Source organism: Mangrovimonas cancribranchiae (assembly GCF_037126245.1).
Taxonomy (GTDB): Bacteria; Bacteroidota; Bacteroidia; order Flavobacteriales; family Flavobacteriaceae; genus Mangrovimonas; species Mangrovimonas cancribranchiae.
The window spans coordinates 2865018-2883983 of the sequence record NZ_CP136925.1; the positions used below are offsets into that span (position 1 = coordinate 2865018).

An 18966-nucleotide genomic window follows, 5' to 3' on the forward strand; every position below is an offset into this window, starting at 1 on the left:
CTATTAGTTTATGGACTTATCTATCATTATTGTCAATTATAACGGAGAAAAATATTTATCTGATTGTTTGGATTCTATTGAAAAACAATGCCAAAATGTTTCGTATGAGATTATAATTTGGGACAATGCTTCTAAAGATAATTCTATACAATTACTCAAAGACAATTATGGCAATAAAATAAAGCTTTTTGTGTCTAATGATAATTTAGGGTTTGCTGGAGGTAACAATGCGGCTGCAAAACACGCTAAAGGAAAATATTTACTATTGTTAAACAATGATACTATTTTACTAAAGTCTCCTAAGCTTGCAATAAAATTGATGGAAAAAGAAAGCAATGTTGGGGTCGTGGGAATGAAAATGTTAGGCAGTGAAAAAGAATATAGGTATTCTGCAGGAAGGTATCCTAACCCAATAAGATTATTAAAGTTGTCTCTTTTGTTTGAAAAAAGAGGGAGTTTTAAAACTGGGCGTTTTAAAACTAAAACACCGAAAACAATCGATTGGATTGAAGGTTCTTTTTTATTAACTAAAATAGATATTTGGAAGAAATTAAAAGGGCTAGACGAAAGGTTCTTTATGTACGCTGAGGATATTGACTATTGCAAAAGAGTAAATGATCTAGGTTATTTATTAAAATACATTCCTATAAGTGGTTATATTCACTATGGAGGATATGGGGACAGTAGGCAACATATGCTAAAAAAAAGCTTAAACCTTTATGTGGATATACATATAAATGGAATAAGTAAAATTTTATCTAAATTAGCATTAATTATTAATTTTAAGTTCAAAGATGCTAAAAGGTCTTTTAAAAAAAATTCTTGAGAAAAACGGTAAAAATTATACACCAGATCCTAATCTATCAGATAAATTTATTCTACAAGTGTTTAAATCACGTTTTATAATGCTTGTAAGAGGTCTTTACTTTTTTCAACGTAAGATTTTTATTGGTAAAGCTGTAAAAATAAAAAATAAAAGGAACTTTAAATTTGGGGCAAATTGTACACTAGAGAAATATGTTTCAATTGATTGCTATGCTAAAAATAGTGTTGTTTTCGGAGATACAGTTAAAATAGGAGCTTACTCTACAATAGGTGTTACTAGCCATATGTCCAAATATGGTTTAGGCTTGAAGATAGGTAACAATAGTGGTGTGGGTGAATATTCTTTTTTTGGTTGTTCAGGAGGTGTTGTAATTGGAAACGATGTTATTATGGGTCCTTATGTAAGTTTTCACTCAGAAAATCACAACTTTTCAGATAATTCTAAACTTATTCGAGAACAAGGTGTAACTTCTGAAGGGATTGTACTTGGTAATAACATTTGGGTAGGAGCAAAGTCTACTTTTTTAGATGGTTGTGAGATTGGCGACAATTGTGTTGTTGCTGCAGGCTCTGTTGTAAGAGGCTCTTTCCCAAAAAATGTAGTTATTGGTGGTGTTCCTGCTAAAGTTTTGAAATCAATATAATATGTGTTTATAGCCTATCTAGTCGTAGCCATAATTCTTTATTTGAGCCTTAATAGAAGTATTAAGCCACTCTTTTTCTTCATCATTCAAAACATTTTTCCAATTTCCTATTTTTCCTTTGTTAAACGTCGAGCTTTTTGAAGAGAAAATATTGTCACAAATGTTATTTAGTTCTTTATCTTCAATTTCAACTGAAATGAATTGAGATATTTTATTTACAGCCTCTATTTGTTTTTGTTTGTCCCCACCTCCATTAGGTCCAATAAGATGCTCGAATTTTACACACAAAACTTCTTGTTGATCCTTCCAAGTTTGAAACTTATTTAACACTTCAGGAAAAGGTTCTAATACGTCTTTATTTCCTTCAATCATTGCTTTTAGCTTATCTAACCTGGTATCATATTGCTTAATAAATTTGTGAGACTTTTGTGTCGTATCCATTTTTTCTATGTAGTTCAAATGAGATAAAAGTACATCTCTTGGGTCTCGTACAAGGTGAATTATTTTTACATCATTGTTGTTTGCTGTTTTTAATATAGAATCATGATATTGCATATGAGACAGCAAAAATTGTCCTTTTTTTAATGATGATATAGTTGGTAGTTTAGACTCTATTGGATTTTGTGTTTCTATTTTAAGTGTTCTTTTTCCACAATGCCTCATTAATGGTAATTGGAAAAACAAACTCTCTAGAAGGTGTGTTCCTGACTTAGGTAATGAATTTAATACAACTTTAGGTCCAATTTCTCTTCCTAATTTTTGAGATTTTTGTAATCCATGTAAAAAGATTTCCTTTTTCTTTAAAATATAATATTTATATTTTTGATATTTGTTGCTTGCCTTCATTACAATTATTTATTGACATTATTAAAATATACATTAATCCAAAAAACATAATTCCTCTTTGCCTCCATAATACAGACTCTGTAAAAAACAAAGCTATAGTAATAACGGTAAACGGAAAAACAAAATTAAAGTATGCGCTTTTTTTTACTAAAATTATCAAAACTAATGCAAACAAAATAAACCCTATTAAGCCTAATTCTGTTAAAACCTGTATATATTGATTGTGAAAATTATAAGATTGAAAAACTTCAGGTGTATTTAGGCGTTTATGTATTACTTCTATCTCTTTTTCTGAAGCATCAAGACCAACACCAAATACATATTCAAAAGGCTTATTAACAATTTCTTTGAACACTCTAATTTGAAGGAGCCTAGCTTCAAGCCCTGTATATACTCGTCCTTTTTTAAATGATTCATTTTTGAAAATCTCGATATACGAAGTATCAAACTCACTCGTAAATCTATTTTGAAGTGGCTTAACAAAAACAAGAGCGCTTAAAGTTAAAAGCACTACCACCAAGAAACTCAAAGCTTTTAAAAACTTACTTTTTATTCTAAAAAAAATAATTCCCAAACTGGTCAAAATAGTAGTGAAAAGTATCGTTTTTGAACTTAAAAAAACCAAGAAAATAAATAAAAAAGATACGATAGTAAGATCTTTAATGCCTTTTCTTAATGTATTTAATTTAAACAAAAAAAATGAAGAAATAATATATGAAACATAGATGGCGTTTAAATTTAAAGGAGATACCAAATCATGATAAAATAGGAAATTTCTATATTGGTATTTTTGGTACTTTAGTATGGCCATTAAGAACAGTATAACTCCTAAAACACATAATAAAACAGCATATTTTTTAAGCATTAATCGAAATTTTTGTTCTGATATCTCAGGTAAAAAAACACCAACAAGGGCAAACACAAATAAAGGAAGTTGCCTGCCAATACCATGCAATGTTGAGCTCAAATCTTGAGACCACAACAAAGAGATAAAAAAGAGAACAGAAAAAAACAACAAAGGTAAAGCTAGCTTATTAAGCTTAAACTTTTTTTCTTTTATAATCCAAACAAAAGAATATATGGCCCAAATAACAAAAGTTAGGCTACTAAAAAAATACCCAAATGGAATAGAAACAAGCAATAACAAACTCACTCCAAAAAACCCTGAATCCCAAGATTTAGTTATGTTGATCATTACGACACTGAATTAAATAGTCTAAATACTGCTCATTTATTATTGGCCAATTATATTTTTCTCTAATTTTAGAAATATTGTTCTCTATTTTAATTAGATTATCTTGTTTGTTAATTGATATCATTAAATTTGATACCTCATCTACAGATTTAAAATAGAATGCGTCTTCTTCTAAAATAGCTTTGTTGAATACATTTTTATGTGCAGCAATTAAAGCTCTAGAACCCATAGCCTCTAATAAAGATGGGTTTGTCCCTCCAACTGAATGGCCATGAAAATACAACTGACAGTAACACCTTAAATGATTTAAAAAATTTAAATCATATACAGCTCCTATAAAACGAATGTTTTTGTTTTTAGAAAACTTCTCTTTTAAATATCTTCCAAAAATAGTTGTTTCGGCATTACCTACTACACAAAAGGTTTTTTTAGAATTGCTTTTCACAAAACCATCCAATATCATTTCTATATTGTTTTCAGGTTCCATTCTTGCTATTAACACAAAATATTCATTAGGAATCAAATCATAATTAGCAATAATTTTTTCATTTGAAGGCGAAAAGATACTAGAACCGTAGGCTATAAATTTAGATGTTACATCATACTTTGTCTTTATATAATCTTGAATTCCTATTGAGTCTGAAATTAAATAGTCACTTGTTTTAATAGCCCATTTTTCAGCATACATTAAAAACTTTTGAACTTTTTTAGAATATTTGCTTCTTTTCCATTCCAAACCATCCATATTTGTAACTATTGTTGCTTTTTTAGGAAGAAACCTTCCCCAAACCGAACTACTCGTATACCCTAATTGCAATATAATGTCAAAGTTTCTTTTTCTTGCATCTTTTATGCAGTTTAAGTCATAAATAAACTGTCCTACTGTTCCTATTTTGTTTTCTGGATCATAACAATGAATTAAGGTAACGTCCTTATATTTTTTTTCTTGATACGGATGGTTATGAGAGTTATATACAAATACATCATGGCCTTCTGTTTGAGCATGAACAGCAAAAAACTCCGCAAACTGTTCAAAGCCACCATGATGATTAGGTATCCCTCTTGTCCCTAAAATCCCTATTTTCATATATGCTTATTCTTTAAAAGTAAACTTTCCTTTTTAATCTTTAACCCAAGCATTAAACCTAATAAAATGGCTAAGGTATAACCCATATTATAAATTCCTGTTATTACTAACGTAGAAAAAGTAAGATACATACCCAATCCTGAAATTATCCTATTAAACATTATACTCTCATAAGCAGGTGTGCTTTTATAAATACCTGCATATAATGAATGTAACCAGAACAACAAAAATAAAAGACCTAATACACCTGATTTAAAAATCACATATACATAGCCATTATGGATATGAGGAATAAATTGTAAATCCGATTCTCCTAATGGAGCTTCAAACCCTAAATCTACTAATCCTCCTAGACCCATTCCGGAAATGTAAGGTAACAGGCTACCTTCGTTGCCCATCGTATCAAATGCTTTTTTGGCTTCGTAAGCCCTCCAACCATCCCAAAGCTGGCTGTGGTCAGAAGTATCTATTTCAGAATCAAAAATCTCTGAAGGAGCCATTTGTAGTTTATAAAAAAAAGATTCGATTCCTGTTGCTTGTCGATCAATATCCATAAACTGTAGGGACACCATAAATGTCACAAAAAATGCAAACACTCCGATTAAGTAAATGACTTGTTTTTTATTTATTTGAGTAAATCCATAAAAAGATATTAAAAAGATAGCCAAAGCAATAAATGTAGTTCGAGATAAGTATAGTGTGATTGAAATAAAAACAACAACAATAAACCACCTTTTAAATCTTTTAGAAAACAAATCAAACTCTTTCTTTCTCAGAAAAACTACAAAAAAACTAAAAATAAAAGCCTCAAAATCACTACCCTTCCCTCCAATATATCTAATTAAAGCTGTATCCCATTCTCCTTTTAAAAATATTATGATAGTTAAGATATGAATAATGGATGTAATAAAACAAATAAGCACTAAGGCTTTTAAAATAAATCTTTTATTATTGAACATTTGCACAAAATAACACCCAAAACAAATAGCTATTATTGGCTTTGTTAAATATAAGGTGTCTTTTATAATATCATAAAATTGAGGATTGTAAAACACTGAGCTAAATAAAGCTATAATAAAAATAGCTATCAGTGGTAATATCATATTTAAAAAGTCAGTATATACCTTAAATCTTTTTAAAAAAAAGTAGGCGCTAAAAAAAAATAAGACTATAAATTTTAATTCAACTCCTGTTTTTGAATTAAAAAAATACAGTAATAAAAAAAACATTACTGCTAAAAGTTTATCTTTTGATATTTTAATACTCGTTATTCTTTCCAAATTGATAAGTTTAATTCAAGCTTTTTTTCTAGCATTTCAACTTCTTCAATATAGTACTTTGAAAAAAATTCTTTCTTACTTTCTAAAGATAATCTATCTTTTTTTCCCTCTTTTAGGTTAAGTGACTCTAAAGATTGCATAATTTTTCTTTTAAAATCTCTAGATTTTATAAACTTTCCTATTAATTTCTTGAGGACATTATCTTTATATATAAACTTTTGTATTTTTTTAAATCTAGGAGATGATGCAGGGTTACTTATTCTACTAGTATCATAAGAATACTCTGGAAGCCCTATAAAGTCAGAAATCTCGTTAATACTTTTCTCTGTATTCTTGATAAAGTCTTCAAAAAGTACTATTTTAATATTATCAATACCGAAATATTTTTCAAAAGCTAATATTTGATTTAAATAATAACCCCTAGAAAGATAACTATAATGCATCGCATCTGAATCGGTTTTTATACGATCTTTTTCTAAACTTAAGGCTTTTTCAAAAGTTAAGCTTTCTAATCCTCTTCTTTTAGTCATAAGATAATGAGAGTATGCTCTATCTATAGGGTTTCTAATTATAAATAGAATTTTAGTCTGACCAAAAGTCTCATATATACGCTTAGCAGAGTCTTTGAAGTAAGAATACTCTGGGTCAACCTCTCCAATGAACTTTGATTCGTCTCTTTCTTTAAAATAGTTATTAATATAATAGTCTTTACCTTTAGCATAAAGACTTTCATTTGAAAAAAAATGAGTTTCTTTTTTACTTGGTAAACATAAGTCTGGATGCTGGCTTAATATGTCATGAAGCGTTGTAGTCCCTCCTTTTTGTGTGCCTATACAGAAAAAATCAATTTTATTCATTAGTATTTAAATTTAAAAAAACTAAAAAAACCTAGTGTTTTTTTAATATAAATAATACATAAAGTGTTTAATAAAACATTAGATATTAAACTAGCTATCGCAGCGCCTTTAATGCCTAAGCTTTTTATTAAATAAAAATTTAATATAACATTTATAAATGCACTAATTAATGTAAAGTTTCTAAACTGTTTTTGATTATTTGTCATATTCAACACTTGACCAACACTTCCAGACATTGCATTAAAAAGCATTCCCAATGAAATGATAACTAATGTTTGGCCCCCTACTACAAACTCATCTCCAAAAAGCAGTAAGATTTTTGTTCTAAACAAAATTAAAATCATTACCAATGGAAACGCTACCCATGTAATTAATTTTGTTGCTTTTTGAACTTCTCTTTTAATTCCTTCTATATTATTATCTGAAAATAATTTAGATATTTTTGGCGCAAGAACAGTGTTAACGGAAGCAATTATTATAAGAGCTAAAGACGCTAGTTTAAAAGCGACATTATAAACACCTAACTCACTCTTACTTACCATAGCGCCTAGCATAAAAGTATCTGTCCAATTTGAAATAAACAAAAAAGAAGCACTAATCATCATTGGCGTAGATAAACTTAGAATTGACTTATAACCTATACTCTTTTTTATATTTAATGGTATATTAAAAAAGGAAAATAGTAGAATTAACCCAAATATACCATAAGAGAATAAAAACCCTAATATTATATAATATCCGGGAAGTTGAAATTGATATGCAATTAATACACAAATTAAAATTAACAAGTTTGGAAATAAGAAGTAATAGTTTCCAAATTTTGTAAACTTTTCTTGTACTGTCAAAAAACTAGCTGTAGTTTTATGTAGAACAAACATAAAAAAGAAAATACTTATAAAAAGTAAATAGTTTGAAAATTTTTGATTATTAAAAACTTTTATGGCTATTAAATCTTTAAAAAAGTAAAGTAAAACACCAAAGACTAATGACGCTACAAAAGTTAAGATAATAGACTTCTTTAAAAAGTTAGACTGAAGTACTCCTTTAAAATAGTGATCATTAGTTGACCCTAACTTAACAATTGCTGTCTCCAAACCTAAGCCAAAAAACATTGCTCCAAAACTAATAAACATTTGCCCTAAAGATACCAAACCGTAGACTTCAGCTCCAAATAGATTTGTGGTTAGCATTATCCATAAAAAACTTAAAACTAAACCTAAGACTCTTCTTAAAAATACATTTCCAGAATTGACAAAAAGCTTTTCTAAATCAAATATCGTAAGAAGCTTATTAGCTTTGTTTTTTATTTTAGTTATCATAGTAACTATATGTTAACTCTAAAAAAAATACAGCTAGCTAAAAAAACATATTTCTTTAAAGGTTTAACTGTAAAGTATCTTCTTTTAGAAAAAATTAAGATCAATTTTATCCTCTAAAGTCTTTCTAGAAAAAAACATCGGTTTCTGCTTTTCGTTTTTAACTGCTTTAATAGAGTTATTCTCTTTATTATATGATGCTGCTTTATTATGTTTAAAAAACTGGTAGAACAAACTATCAGGTACATCTATTTTATTATCTCCATAGCTTAAAGATACTTTGTTTATTTTTAGGACTTGATCTCCATTCTCTCCAAACTTCACTAAAATTCTCGTTGGAAGGATTTCTTCTGGTAAATTGAAATTTATTGATTGATTACCATTTGAGCCTAAAACTTCTTTTTCTAACGACTGCTTTTTAGATATTTGTTGGGTTTCAGGAGTTAAGTAGTAAAAAACTATTTTGTCATCACTTTTAATTTCAGCATCTAACTTAAAAGAAAAAAAAGGTCTGTTTTTTTCTTTTGTAATCTCTTGAGAAGGACCTACATCTTCTTTATTCGACTCTTTCTTTTCTTTACAAGAAAAGATGACTAAAAATAGAGCTGTTACAATAGTAAATATTCTTTTATTCATAATTCATTTATTAGATTAAACTATCATCCCTGCAGCAACGGTCTCATTTGTTGCATCATCTACTAAAATAATACTTCCAGTCGTACGATTCTCTCTGTAAGCATCAATCATTAATGGTTTTGTGGTACGTATTTTAACTTTAGCAATATCATTCATTGCTAAATCAGTATCGTCACTATTACGCTCTAAAGTATTGATATCGTATTTGTAAACGACTTCTTTAATCATAGCTTTTTGATCGTTAGACGTGTGTTTAATGGTGTATTTTGCTCTAGGTTTAGCTGCACTATTATTTAACCAACATAACATCACCTCTATGTCTTGAGATGGCTCTGGTTTATTATTAGAACGTACAATCATATCACCACGACTTATGTCTATATCATCTTCTAAAGTAATGGAAACAGACATTGGTGCGTAAGCTTCTTCTAATTCTTTATCATGAAGGTTGATACTTTTTACTTTTGAAGTAAACCCAGAAGGCATTACTGTAACCTCATCACCTGTTCTTAAAATACCACTAGCTACACGCCCTGCATAACCTCTATAATCTATAAAACCGTCGCGTTGAGGTCTTATTACAGTTTGTACCGGAAAACGTGCATCTACTTTATTAATATCGCTACTAATATGCATTGTCTCTAAAGTATGTAACATCGGTGCACCTTGATACCAAGGCATGTTTTCAGATTTGTTTACCACATTATCGCCTAACAGTGCTGACATTGGTATAAAACGAACATCTTTTACAAGCATTTTTGAAGACACTTCTTCAAACTCTGACACAATATTATTAAATACTTCTTCAGAAAAATCAACTAAATCCATTTTGTTTACACAAACAATAATGTGTGGTATTTGCAATAACGACGCTATAAATGCATGACGTTTGGTTTGCTCAATTACGCCATGTCGTGCATCAATTAGAATGGTCGCTACGTTAGCTGTTGACGCTCCAGTAACCATATTACGCGTATATTGAATATGTCCTGGTGTATCAGCAATAATAAATTTACGCTTTGGCGTTGTAAAATATCTATAAGCAACATCAATGGTAATACCTTGCTCGCGTTCGTCTCTTAAGCCGTCTGTAAATAATGCTAAATCGACACCTTCGTGACCTTTTTTCTTACTTGTGTTTTCAATAGCTTCTAGTTGGTCTTCAAAAATAGATTTAGAATCGTATAGCAAACGCCCTATTAATGTACTTTTTCCATCATCTACACTTCCTGCAGTTGTAAAACGTAATAATTGATTGTTGTCTAACATGTTATTCTTTATATGAGCTGCCAAATTGTATTCGGCATGACAGTTAATTTTTTATTTAATTTGATTAAAAATATCCTTGACGCTTACGGTCTTCCATAGCAGATTCTGATCGCTTATCGTCACTTCTGTTTCCGCGCTCGGTATTTCGCATACCAGCAACCTCAGCAGCAATCTTCTCTAATGTGTCTGCATTAGACTCTACGCCTCCTGTAATCGTAATATCTCCTAACGTTCTAAAGCGTATCTTTTTTGTAACGATTTCTTCGTGATCTTCTAATACTAAAAACTCAGAATTTGGAATCCAAGAGTCTTGTCTCCAAACTACTTCACGTTCGTGAGCAAAGTATAACGATGGGATAGCGATATTCTCACGTTTAATATAATTCCACACATCCATTTCTGTCCAGTTACTTATTGGGAATGCTCTAAAGTGTTCGCCTTCAAAATGCTTTCCATTAAAAATGTTCCACAGTTCTGGGCGTTGGTTTTTAGGATCCCATTGTCCAAAATCGTCTCTATGAGAAAAGAAACGCTCTTTAGCCCTTGCTTTTTCTTCGTCTCGACGTCCACCACCAATCGCACAATCTATTTTATTGGCCTCAATAGCATCAAGAAGTGTTGTAATTTGAAGGGCGTTACGCGTAGCATTTTTTCCTTTTTCTTCGGCAACACGACCTTCGTCTATAGATTCTTGCACAGAACCAACAATAAGCTGCGCGCCTAATTCTTTAATGATATTATCTCTAAATTCGATGGTTTCAGGAAAGTTATGACCTGTGTCCACGTGCATTAATGGAAATGGTATTTTAGCTGGATAAAAAGCTTTTTTAGCCAAATGTGTTACCAAAATGGAGTCTTTTCCTCCTGAAAATAAAATCACTGGGTTTTCAAATTGTGCCCAAACTTCACGTAAAACAAAAATTGCTTCACTCTCTAATTCATCTAAATAATTTAAATAGTACTTACTCATCGTTACTCGACAATTTTGGTGTTATATATTCTACGATTCGTTGCGCTGCCGCTTCTACCGATTCGTGTTCTGTTTGTATTTCTATATCCGGATTTTCGGGCGCTTCATAAGGCGCCGAAATTCCTGTCATGTTTTTAATTTCTCCTGCGCGTGCTTTTTTGTAAAGGCCTTTTACATCACGACGCTCACATTCTTCAACACTGGTGTTTATATAAACTTCAACAAAGTTAACATCTTTAACAATACTTCTAATGTTCTCACGGTCTTTTTTATACGGCGAGACAAAAGCAGCAAGGGTGACTAAGCCAGCATCTACCATTAAATTAGCTATTTCAGCAATTCTACGGATATTTTCGGTTCTATCTTCTGGAGCAAAGGTTAAGTCTTTATTAATTCCTTTTCTAATGTTATCGCCATCAAGTGTATATGTTTTTATGCCTTTTTGATGCAGTTTTTGCTCAACAACATTAGCTATTGTTGATTTTCCTGATCCAGACAAACCCGTAAACCATATTAAAAATGACTTATGATTATTGTGTTTTTGCCTATCGTTTACAGAGATTTGATAACTATGTGGGATGATATTTTTTTTCATACGTCTTCGTTTTTTCTTTCTGACAGTCCAAAGTCTATTTTATACCAAATACGCTCATGTAGGTAATATAAAACCATTTTTGTAATAATCTCTGCAAATCCTATTTTTAGTGCAGACAAAGGGTCTCCAGAAATAATCCAAGCCAATGTCATCGTATCAATTGTTCCTACCAATCGCCAAGTTATGGTTTTGGCTATATGACGTTTTCTACTCTCTAGTAAAACACCATCTTTTGATAGGTTTATTTTATACCAAACACGTTCATGAAGATAATATAAAACTGTTTTTGTGGTAACTTCAGCTAGGCCTATTTTTAAGCCAGCTAGTGGATTTCCAGTAATTATCCAAGATAGAATAATGGTATCTAAAGTACCAACAATCCGCCAGGTAATAGTTTTTGCAATATGTCGTTTATAGGAAACGTCTGCCATATTATTGACTTACTAAAAAGTAACTGTTTAGTAAATTCTCTTTATTGTATTGAAGGGGTTGATTGGTTTCTTTTGAAATGACTTCTAGGCCTACAGCATTGCAAATAGCTTGTCCCGCAGCAGTATCCCACTCCATAGTTGGTGCATAACGTGGGTAAACATCGGCATTGCCTTCGGCTACTAAACAAAACTTTAAAGAACTTCCTTTAGAGACTATCTCAACCTCTTTACCCTCTGCCTTTAAGCTTTCTACAAAATCTAAGGTGTCTTGATTCATATGCGAACGACTGCCAACAACTGCTACTTTATTGGTATTGTTTTGTTTGGGTTGTAAGGGTTCTACTAAATCCAATATAGTTTCAACAGTAACATCATGTGACTCTAAATTTGCCTTAAACGCTTCGTTTTTTTCTACATCAGCAAAATAGATGGTTTTTACGGCAGGCACATAAATAACACCTAAAATTGGTTTACCGTTTTTAATTAATGCGATATTTACTGTAAACTCGCCATTTCTTTTTATAAATTCTTTGGTACCATCTACGGGATCTACTACCCAGCAGGTTTCCCAAGTTTTTCTAACAGCGTAATCTGTTTGTTTATTCTCTTCAGAAATAATGGGTATTTCTGTTGGAATCAAGAACGAATTAATAACATCATTAGCGCGTTTATCGGCCTCTGTTAATGGCGATTTATCGTCTTTTATTTCTACATCAAAAGCGGTGTCATACACTTGCATGATAACCTTTCCTGCTTGTAATGAGGCTTTTATTGCTGTTTGTAGGCTTTTATTATCCATTGTTTGAAAATAAGAATACAAAATTATCATTAATATCCACTTAATCAAGATAATTATATAAAATAACGTCTTAATTGTAAATGCGTTATGGATACGCCGTAGATTTCCCGTAGATAGTCCGTATAAGTAAGCGATTTTTCTTACAAAGAGCTTAGGTTTATATAGCAAGCATGTTTTGAAGGCTATTTTCCCAATTAATTAGGCCATAGCTAAAAGTCTCCTCGACTTTTTTAGTACTTAGCACACTATAGTTTGGTCTGACGGCTTTTGTGGGAAATTCCGATGATGCTATTGGGATAATTTTTACATGCAACTTTGACAGTTCTTTTATCTTTTTAGCAAATCCAAACCAGCTAGTTTCTCCTAAGTTACTAAAATGATAAACGCCATAATTAGTAGATTGACTTGAAATAATATAATAAATAAACTTAGCTAAATCGCCAGCATAGGTTGGAGACCCTATTTGATCATCGACAACATTTAAAGCGTCCTTTTCTTTAAATAAACGCAACATGGTTTTCACAAAATTATGGCCATATTCCGAGTACAACCATGAAGTTCGTATTATAAAATAACGGTCTAGAATATCTTGTAAAAATATTTCACCTGTTAATTTTGATTCACCATAAATATTAATTGGCGTAGTTGTGTTAGTTTCTTTGTAAGGGGTTCTATTTTTGCCATCAAACACAAAATCGGTAGAAATATGAATAAGTGTAGTGTTATGCTTCTTGCAGACCTCTGCGATATTTTTTACACCTTCAGCATTGACTTTAAACGCTAATTCTTGATTCTCTTCGGCTACATCTACAGCGGTATAAGCGGCACAATTAACGCAAAAATCAAAGTTTTCTGTTTGAAATGCATTTTCAAGTTGATCTGTATTGGTAATATCTAAATCTGAAGAGCTTAAAAACACAAACTCTATAGAAGAGTTATTTTTTAAAACAACATCTTGTAAACATTGACCTAACTGACCTTGACTACCTGTTACCAGTATTCTTAAAACCATTAAAAATATTCTTTTAAAGTTGGTAAATCAGCATCTTTTTCTGATACAAGAATTTCTTCATTAGAAAGTTTCCAATTAATATTTAAAGTGGGGTCATTAAACATAATACCTGCTTCAGATTTTTTGTTGTAATAATTATCGCACTTGTAAGAAAAAATAGCTGTTTTACTTAGCACAGCAAAACCATGGGCAAACCCTCGAGGAACGAAAAGCTGTTTTTTATTTTCTTCTGTTAATTCAATAGATATATGCTTTCCAAATGTGGGAGATTTTGGCCTAAGATCAACTGCTACGTCTAAAACAGCTCCTTTAACAGCTCTAACAAGCTTAGCTTGAGCAAAATACCCTGTTTGAAAATGTAAGCCCCTTACTACTCCTTTAGTAGAAAACGATTCATTATCTTGTACAAACGTAACAGATTTGCCTATTAAATTATTAAATTGTTTTTGATTAAAGCTTTCAAAAAAATACCCTCTATCATCTTTAAAAAGATGAGGTTCAAGAATAAAACAATCTTTAAGCTTAGTCTCTGTTATTTTCATTCTCTTTTTGTATTAGGCCTAATAAATTTTTGCCATAACCACTTTTCATCAATGGTTTTGCTAAATCTTTAAATTGTGTTTCTGTAATGTACCCCATTTCAAAGGCAGCAGCTTCAATAGATCCTATTTTAAGGCCTTGGCGCTCTTCAATAACCTCAACAAATTGCGAAGCTTGCATTAATGATTGAAATGTCCCTGTATCTAACCACGCCGTTCCTCTATCTAATATACTTACATTTAGTTTACCTTGTTCTAAATAGGCTTTATTTACATCGGTTATTTCTAACTCGCCTCTTTCGCTAGGGGTGATATTTTTGGCAATATCGATTACACTATTATCATAAAAATAAATCCCCGGTACAGCATAATTGGATTTTGGCTCTTTAGGTTTTTCTTCTATAGAAATCGCTTGTCCATCATTATTAAATTCGACTACGCCATAACGCTCGGGGTCATGAACTCTATAAGCGTATATAATACCTCCTTCTGGGTTATTGTTCTCTTGTAATAATTTTGACAACCCACTACCATAAAAAATATTATCGCCTAAAATCAAAGCAACTTTATCATTACCCACAAATTTTTCGCCTATTATAAACGCCTCTGCTAAACCATTTGGTTGGTCTTGTACAGCATACTCAAAACGACATCCATATTTTTCGCCATCACCTAATAAATCTTTAAAAAGGGGAAGGTCTTTTGGTGTTGAAATAATTAAAATTTCCTTAATACCCGAATACAATAGTGTTGATAATGGATAGTAAATCATTGGTTTATCATATACTGGCATAAGTTGCTTACTTACCGATAATGTTAAAGGGTGTAGCCGTGTACCTGAACCTCCTGCTAGAATAATTCCTTTCATTTATAATACTGTTTTTCATAATATAATTGATACGCACCACTTGTTACATGGTTTAACCACTCTTGGTTGTTTAAATACCAATCTATTGTTATAGACAATCCTTGCTCAAATGTTACTGATGGTTCCCAACTTAATTCTTTATTAATTTTGTTGGCATCTATGGCATACCTTAAATCATGACCTGGTCTATCTTTTACAAATGTGATTAGTTTTTTAGATGTTCCAGAAGTTCTTCCTAATTTTTTATCCATTTGGCTACAAAGCAACTGTACCAAATCTATATTTTTCCATTCATTAAATCCACCTATGTTATAGGTTTCAGTATTTTTTCCTTTATGGAAGACTAAATCAATAGCTCGAGCATGATCAACAACATATAACCAATCTCTCGTGTAATTGCCATCGCCATAAACTGGCAATGATTTATTATTTATAATATTATTAATAAATAACGGAATAAGTTTTTCAGGAAATTGATTTTGCCCATAGTTATTAGAGCAATTAGAAATCACATAGGGAATATTGTACGTTTCACCATAGGCTCGCACGAAATGGTCTGAGCTTGCTTTTGATGCTGAGTAAGGTGAATTTGGAGAATATGGTGTTGATTCTGTAAATAATCCTGATTCTCCTAATGTGCCATAAACTTCATCGGTACTAATATGATAAAAACGTTTACCTTCAAAATTACCTTCCCATAATTCCTTAAAAGCGTTTAACAAATTAAGTGTTCCTATTATATTTGTTTTTACAAATGCTAAAGGATCCTTAATAGAACGGTCTACATGAGATTCAGCAGCCAAATGAATAACACTCTCGAATTGGTGTTTTTGAAAAAGATGTGTAATTAAATTCTCATCATTTATATCAGCTTTAATAAAATGATAATTGGTTTTAGCCTCAACATCTTTTAAATTTTCTAGATTACCCGCATAAGTTAAGGCATCAAGGTTGTAAATTTCATAATTAGGATACTTATTAACAAATAACCTAACGACATGAGACCCTATAAAACCTGCACCTCCTGTAATTAATATGGTTTTATTCATATGATAAAACATATTTGGTTAGTCTTCTAATTAAATAAACAAAACACAATAAAACGAATGCTATAACAGGAAATATTAAAATATACATATTCCAAATGCTTGAATATTTAGCTCCAACATCTTGAAAGCTAGATAAGGTATCGAAAAAGACATCTTCTTCTACTTTTTGAGATTCTAAGTCACTTAACTCTTCCTTTAATTTCATTTCTTCTTTAAGTAACTCAAACTCTTTTGTTTTTGTTTTTTCCTGAATAAAGGACATGCCATCTCTTGTTGAATAAGAACCCTCTTTAGATTTTGACTCTTCTGTCATAACGTTAATATAAACTTGCTTAAGAGAATCAATCTCTTTAAGTGATGACAACACTTTTTCTTTCCTAATAGCAATTAAAGAATCGCGTTTTTTCATTTTCTTTTTAGAATAATAATTCTCAAAAGTTGAATTAAAGCCCTCCTCTAAAGACCTAAAAATATTCTTTTTAAAAGATCTAACACTAATTTCAAAAATATCCCCTGAGTAAATGCTTCTGTTCTCAATAAAATCATCAAAACCAATATCTTGTGCTCGAACACTATCTATTGACTTTATAAATTTGTCGTATTGAAGTATTTTGTCATTTTCATTTTCAGGGCCTGGATTAATTTCAAATTCAATTAGTTTTGCAGCATCTTCATTAGTAATATCAAACAATTCTGATAGTTGGTTATAATCCCTCTCACCTATTAAGGCATTATAATAATTAATATTTGTAACCAGCTGAAACTTAGAGTCAAAATAGGGTTTAACAAGCATTTGAGACTCATAAACATCTTTCTGGGTTCTTTGTAAAACAACCCCTACAATAGCAGCCAACAACATAACTATTGCAATAAGTTTAAAGTTTTTAAATATAGCCTGTAAAGCATAAATAAACACTGAAAAAATAGCCTTAAAAATAACCCCAATAAAATGAAATAGCTTGGTAAATAAATTACCAATCATATTAAAGATTTGAATTAAATCTATTTCTTCAGAAGGTGTATGTTCTGGTAAATTTTTACTCATTTGATGTTATGATTAATTAAATATTTGTTTTAAAATTTGTCTTGTAATTAAATAGGTTGGCTTTACACCAGAGGTGCCTAAACCACCAGAGGCTAATGTGCTTCCTGTTTCTAAGGGGTTATCACTAGCATAATAAGCATATCTTACTTTAACCTTTTCATTTATATTTCCTCTAACGCGCGAAGCCGCTTGTATGGCTTTTTGGTAATGTGCACCTTCCATTTCCAAACCTATAACATTCCACGTAGAATTGTAAAAGAATTTTAAAATTTCTTTGTTCTGTAATGAGGTTCCTAAAACGGTTATCATAGCGCCTTCATACACATCTATGCCTTGGTCTTCTATATCACTCTTAGACAATTCGTTTTTAAAGGGGTAATTATCTGCGGTGCCTTCAAAAATGTGTGCCGATGGAATCATAATATCGCCTTTGCCACCTTCTAAAATTCCTGCTTTGCCCATAATAGATATAGACTCTACATTTAAATGAGCGTTATTCCCATTAATTTTAATGGGTTTTAACAACTCATCCATAGTTTCGTAAGCTTGTTCCCCAAATGCATAATCCATAACAAAAATCACAGGTTGCTCGCTTGACTTTGATTTAGATGTGACTTCTAAATCGGTTTTTTCTAAATCTATCTTAGATGTATCAAAAATTTGTACGTCAATATTAGTTCCTGAGTGATCTGGTATATATATCATGCCATTCTGCAACGCTAGTTTTTCTACTTTATTGCGTAAAGCTTTGTTTTTACCTTGACTTAAGTCTTCATAAACTTCAAAAATAGATTTTTTGCTAAGTTCAGATTTCAAAGCTATTGGTGCAAAAAGCGAATTCATAACACTGTGCATATTAGCACTTATTATATGAATAGGTTTTTCTAGTAAACCATGCTTTTCTAATACTTGCTTAATGTTATCTGCCCAAATTTCGCCATGAATATGATGCCCTAAACGCTCTCTTAATACTGGACTAAAGGTTACCGTTCTTTTATTGCTGTTTACTTGTTCTTCTATGGCTAGTTTTCCTAACCAATAAACAATATGAAGTAAGCGTTCTGGTTGTGTTGGCGTAGCAAAATCGCTATAAACTTGGGTAAGCTTACTAAAGGTTCTTCCTAAAATATTGGCTGTGTGCGTTATAGCTATTTCACGTTCTTTTTGAGTAAGCTTTTTTGTGGACAAAACAGCTTTCTCTAGCTTAATCCAATCTCTGGTTGTTGTACCTTGTTCATCTATTAGAACACGGTTACTTATTTTATGAGACTCTACAAACAAAAACGTAAGATGCGTTAAAATATCGTAAATTTCAGATCGTCCTCTTGTTACCTCAATATTCATTTGTTCTTCATCAATACGGTAACAATTACGTCTTCTTTTGGGTGGAATAATAGGTTTAAAATGGGAACTCCCATAACCTTCGTCACTAGTAAGGTTAATGTAAGTACATTCTTCAATGCCTTGTGGTAATCTATCTATAACGTATAAAAGGCCTTCTAATTCGGCTTTTTCTTCGGCTACAGAACCATAAATTTCTGGACGTAGTAGTAGTAATGCTTCACGTAACGTTTCGCCAGAAACACCCATGGGTTTATAAAAGCCTCTATTAAACAAATGGCGCATAGTAATATACATGCGCTCTATGGCATTTGAACTTTCTTGAGCTCGTGTTCGTCCTTGATGTTTTCCTTTATTCATAA

General features: G+C 31.2%; 20 protein-coding genes. 2 read left to right on the plus strand and 18 right to left on the minus strand.

The features are described from left to right. Positions 1-10: 10 nt before the first annotated feature. Positions 11-826 carry a glycosyltransferase family 2 protein gene (locus tag R3L15_RS13270; RefSeq protein ID WP_338732246.1) on the plus strand — a complete coding sequence of 272 codons (816 nt, stop codon included), beginning with the start codon at positions 11-13 and terminating at the stop codon, positions 824-826. Then, positions 795-1469 (plus strand): acyltransferase, encoded by a 675-nt coding sequence (locus R3L15_RS13275; RefSeq protein ID WP_338732247.1) that lies wholly within the window; start codon positions 795-797, stop codon positions 1467-1469. Before R3L15_RS13270 ends, R3L15_RS13275 begins: the two co-directional genes overlap by 32 nt. Positions 1470-1487: 18 nt before the next feature. On the opposite strand, the gene R3L15_RS13280 is transcribed toward R3L15_RS13275, so the two are convergent. The 18 genes from R3L15_RS13280 to R3L15_RS13365 form a co-directional block, all read right to left on the minus strand. Further along, a complete protein-coding gene (locus tag R3L15_RS13280; RefSeq protein WP_338732250.1) occupies positions 1488-2315 on the minus strand; it encodes a sulfotransferase domain-containing protein in 828 nt (275 codons plus the stop codon). Then, entirely contained in the window at positions 2284-3510 is a 1227-nt protein-coding gene (locus R3L15_RS13285; protein ID WP_338732252.1) for an O-antigen ligase family protein, read from the minus strand. Before R3L15_RS13285 ends, R3L15_RS13280 begins: the two co-directional genes overlap by 32 nt. After that, on the minus strand, positions 3494-4597 hold the full coding sequence (locus R3L15_RS13290) for a DUF1972 domain-containing protein (protein WP_338732254.1): 1104 nt from the start codon (positions 4595-4597) through the stop codon (positions 3494-3496). The genes R3L15_RS13285 and R3L15_RS13290 overlap by 17 nt, the downstream gene beginning before the upstream one ends. Continuing rightward, entirely contained in the window at positions 4594-5877 is a 1284-nt protein-coding gene (locus R3L15_RS13295) for an O-antigen ligase family protein (protein WP_338732255.1), read from the minus strand. Before R3L15_RS13295 ends, R3L15_RS13290 begins: the two co-directional genes overlap by 4 nt. Next, on the minus strand, positions 5865-6734 hold the full coding sequence (locus tag R3L15_RS13300; RefSeq protein WP_262732440.1) for a sulfotransferase: 870 nt from the start codon (positions 6732-6734) through the stop codon (positions 5865-5867). The genes R3L15_RS13295 and R3L15_RS13300 overlap by 13 nt, the downstream gene beginning before the upstream one ends. Beyond that, positions 6734-8053: a flippase gene (locus tag R3L15_RS13305; protein WP_338732257.1), complete on the minus strand. Its 1320-nt coding sequence runs from the start codon at positions 8051-8053 to the stop codon at positions 6734-6736. Before R3L15_RS13305 ends, R3L15_RS13300 begins: the two co-directional genes overlap by 1 nt. Positions 8054-8137: 84 nt before the next feature. Next, on the minus strand, positions 8138-8686 hold the full coding sequence (locus tag R3L15_RS13310) for a hypothetical protein (protein ID WP_338732258.1): 549 nt from the start codon (positions 8684-8686) through the stop codon (positions 8138-8140). A 15-nt stretch (positions 8687-8701) separates the two neighbouring features. Next, positions 8702-9955: a sulfate adenylyltransferase subunit CysN gene (gene cysN, locus R3L15_RS13315; RefSeq protein WP_338732259.1), complete on the minus strand. Its 1254-nt coding sequence runs from the start codon at positions 9953-9955 to the stop codon at positions 8702-8704. Between the two features lie 64 nt (positions 9956-10019). Next, positions 10020-10925 carry a sulfate adenylyltransferase subunit CysD gene (gene cysD / locus R3L15_RS13320; protein WP_338732260.1) on the minus strand — a complete coding sequence of 302 codons (906 nt, stop codon included), beginning with the start codon at positions 10923-10925 and terminating at the stop codon, positions 10020-10022. After that, positions 10918-11520 carry an adenylyl-sulfate kinase gene (gene cysC, locus R3L15_RS13325; protein WP_338732261.1) on the minus strand — a complete coding sequence of 201 codons (603 nt, stop codon included), beginning with the start codon at positions 11518-11520 and terminating at the stop codon, positions 10918-10920. Before cysC ends, cysD begins: the two co-directional genes overlap by 8 nt. Next, on the minus strand, positions 11517-11951 hold the full coding sequence (locus R3L15_RS13330; RefSeq protein WP_338732262.1) for a DUF2061 domain-containing protein: 435 nt from the start codon (positions 11949-11951) through the stop codon (positions 11517-11519). The genes cysC and R3L15_RS13330 overlap by 4 nt, the downstream gene beginning before the upstream one ends. 1 nt (position 11952) lies before the next feature. Then, complete coding sequence (gene cysQ / locus R3L15_RS13335) at positions 11953-12750, minus strand: 3'(2'),5'-bisphosphate nucleotidase CysQ (protein ID WP_338732263.1); 798 nt, start codon at positions 12748-12750, stop codon at positions 11953-11955. A gap of 157 nt (positions 12751-12907) precedes the next feature. Continuing rightward, positions 12908-13762, minus strand: a complete 855-nt coding sequence (gene rfbD, locus R3L15_RS13340; RefSeq protein WP_338732265.1) for a dTDP-4-dehydrorhamnose reductase — start codon at positions 13760-13762, stop codon at positions 12908-12910. Further along, complete coding sequence (rfbC, locus tag R3L15_RS13345) at positions 13762-14304, minus strand: dTDP-4-dehydrorhamnose 3,5-epimerase (RefSeq protein WP_338732266.1); 543 nt, start codon at positions 14302-14304, stop codon at positions 13762-13764. Before rfbC ends, rfbD begins: the two co-directional genes overlap by 1 nt. Then, positions 14285-15169 carry a glucose-1-phosphate thymidylyltransferase RfbA gene (gene rfbA / locus R3L15_RS13350; protein ID WP_338732267.1) on the minus strand — a complete coding sequence of 295 codons (885 nt, stop codon included), beginning with the start codon at positions 15167-15169 and terminating at the stop codon, positions 14285-14287. The genes rfbC and rfbA overlap by 20 nt, the downstream gene beginning before the upstream one ends. Further along, positions 15166-16218 carry a dTDP-glucose 4,6-dehydratase gene (gene rfbB / locus R3L15_RS13355; protein WP_338732268.1) on the minus strand — a complete coding sequence of 351 codons (1053 nt, stop codon included), beginning with the start codon at positions 16216-16218 and terminating at the stop codon, positions 15166-15168. Before rfbB ends, rfbA begins: the two co-directional genes overlap by 4 nt. Continuing rightward, positions 16211-17263: a hypothetical protein gene (locus R3L15_RS13360; protein WP_338732269.1), complete on the minus strand. Its 1053-nt coding sequence runs from the start codon at positions 17261-17263 to the stop codon at positions 16211-16213. The genes rfbB and R3L15_RS13360 overlap by 8 nt, the downstream gene beginning before the upstream one ends. 12 nt (positions 17264-17275) lie before the next feature. Next, the gene (locus R3L15_RS13365) at positions 17276-18964 is read right to left on the minus strand and encodes a DUF6909 family protein (RefSeq protein ID WP_338732270.1); all 1689 of its coding nucleotides are present in this window, start codon (positions 18962-18964) and stop codon (positions 17276-17278) included. Positions 18965-18966: the final 2 nt, after the last annotated feature.

Bases quoted from the DNA above. Each gene is read 5' to 3' on its own strand.
- cysC (WP_338732261.1), bottom strand. From the start codon at position 11,520: ATGAAAAAAAATATCATCCCACATAGTTATCAAATCTCTGTAAACGAT.
- R3L15_RS13270 (WP_338732246.1), top strand. From the start codon at position 11: ATGGACTTATCTATCATTATTGTCAATTATAACGGAGAAAAATATTTA.
- R3L15_RS13280 (WP_338732250.1), bottom strand. From the start codon at position 2,315: ATGAAGGCAAGCAACAAATATCAAAAATATAAATATTATATTTTAAAG.
- rfbA (WP_338732267.1), bottom strand. From the start codon at position 15,169: ATGAAAGGAATTATTCTAGCAGGAGGTTCAGGTACACGGCTACACCCT.
- R3L15_RS13365 (WP_338732270.1), bottom strand. From the start codon at position 18,964: ATGAATAAAGGAAAACATCAAGGACGAACACGAGCTCAAGAAAGTTCA.
- cysD (WP_338732260.1), bottom strand. From the start codon at position 10,925: ATGAGTAAGTACTATTTAAATTATTTAGATGAATTAGAGAGTGAAGCA.
- R3L15_RS13275 (WP_338732247.1), top strand. From the start codon at position 795: ATGCTAAAAGGTCTTTTAAAAAAAATTCTTGAGAAAAACGGTAAAAAT.
- R3L15_RS13360 (WP_338732269.1), bottom strand. From the start codon at position 17,263: ATGAGTAAAAATTTACCAGAACATACACCTTCTGAAGAAATAGATTTA.
- cysN (WP_338732259.1), bottom strand. From the start codon at position 9,955: ATGTTAGACAACAATCAATTATTACGTTTTACAACTGCAGGAAGTGTA.
- R3L15_RS13330 (WP_338732262.1), bottom strand. From the start codon at position 11,951: ATGGCAGACGTTTCCTATAAACGACATATTGCAAAAACTATTACCTGG.
- R3L15_RS13290 (WP_338732254.1), bottom strand. From the start codon at position 4,597: ATGAAAATAGGGATTTTAGGGACAAGAGGGATACCTAATCATCATGGT.
- R3L15_RS13285 (WP_338732252.1), bottom strand. From the start codon at position 3,510: ATGATCAACATAACTAAATCTTGGGATTCAGGGTTTTTTGGAGTGAGT.
- R3L15_RS13300 (WP_262732440.1), bottom strand. From the start codon at position 6,734: ATGAATAAAATTGATTTTTTCTGTATAGGCACACAAAAAGGAGGGACT.
- rfbB (WP_338732268.1), bottom strand. From the start codon at position 16,218: ATGAATAAAACCATATTAATTACAGGAGGTGCAGGTTTTATAGGGTCT.
- cysQ (WP_338732263.1), bottom strand. From the start codon at position 12,750: ATGGATAATAAAAGCCTACAAACAGCAATAAAAGCCTCATTACAAGCA.
- rfbD (WP_338732265.1), bottom strand. From the start codon at position 13,762: ATGGTTTTAAGAATACTGGTAACAGGTAGTCAAGGTCAGTTAGGTCAA.
- R3L15_RS13305 (WP_338732257.1), bottom strand. From the start codon at position 8,053: ATGATAACTAAAATAAAAAACAAAGCTAATAAGCTTCTTACGATATTT.
- rfbC (WP_338732266.1), bottom strand. From the start codon at position 14,304: ATGAAAATAACAGAGACTAAGCTTAAAGATTGTTTTATTCTTGAACCT.
- R3L15_RS13310 (WP_338732258.1), bottom strand. From the start codon at position 8,686: ATGAATAAAAGAATATTTACTATTGTAACAGCTCTATTTTTAGTCATC.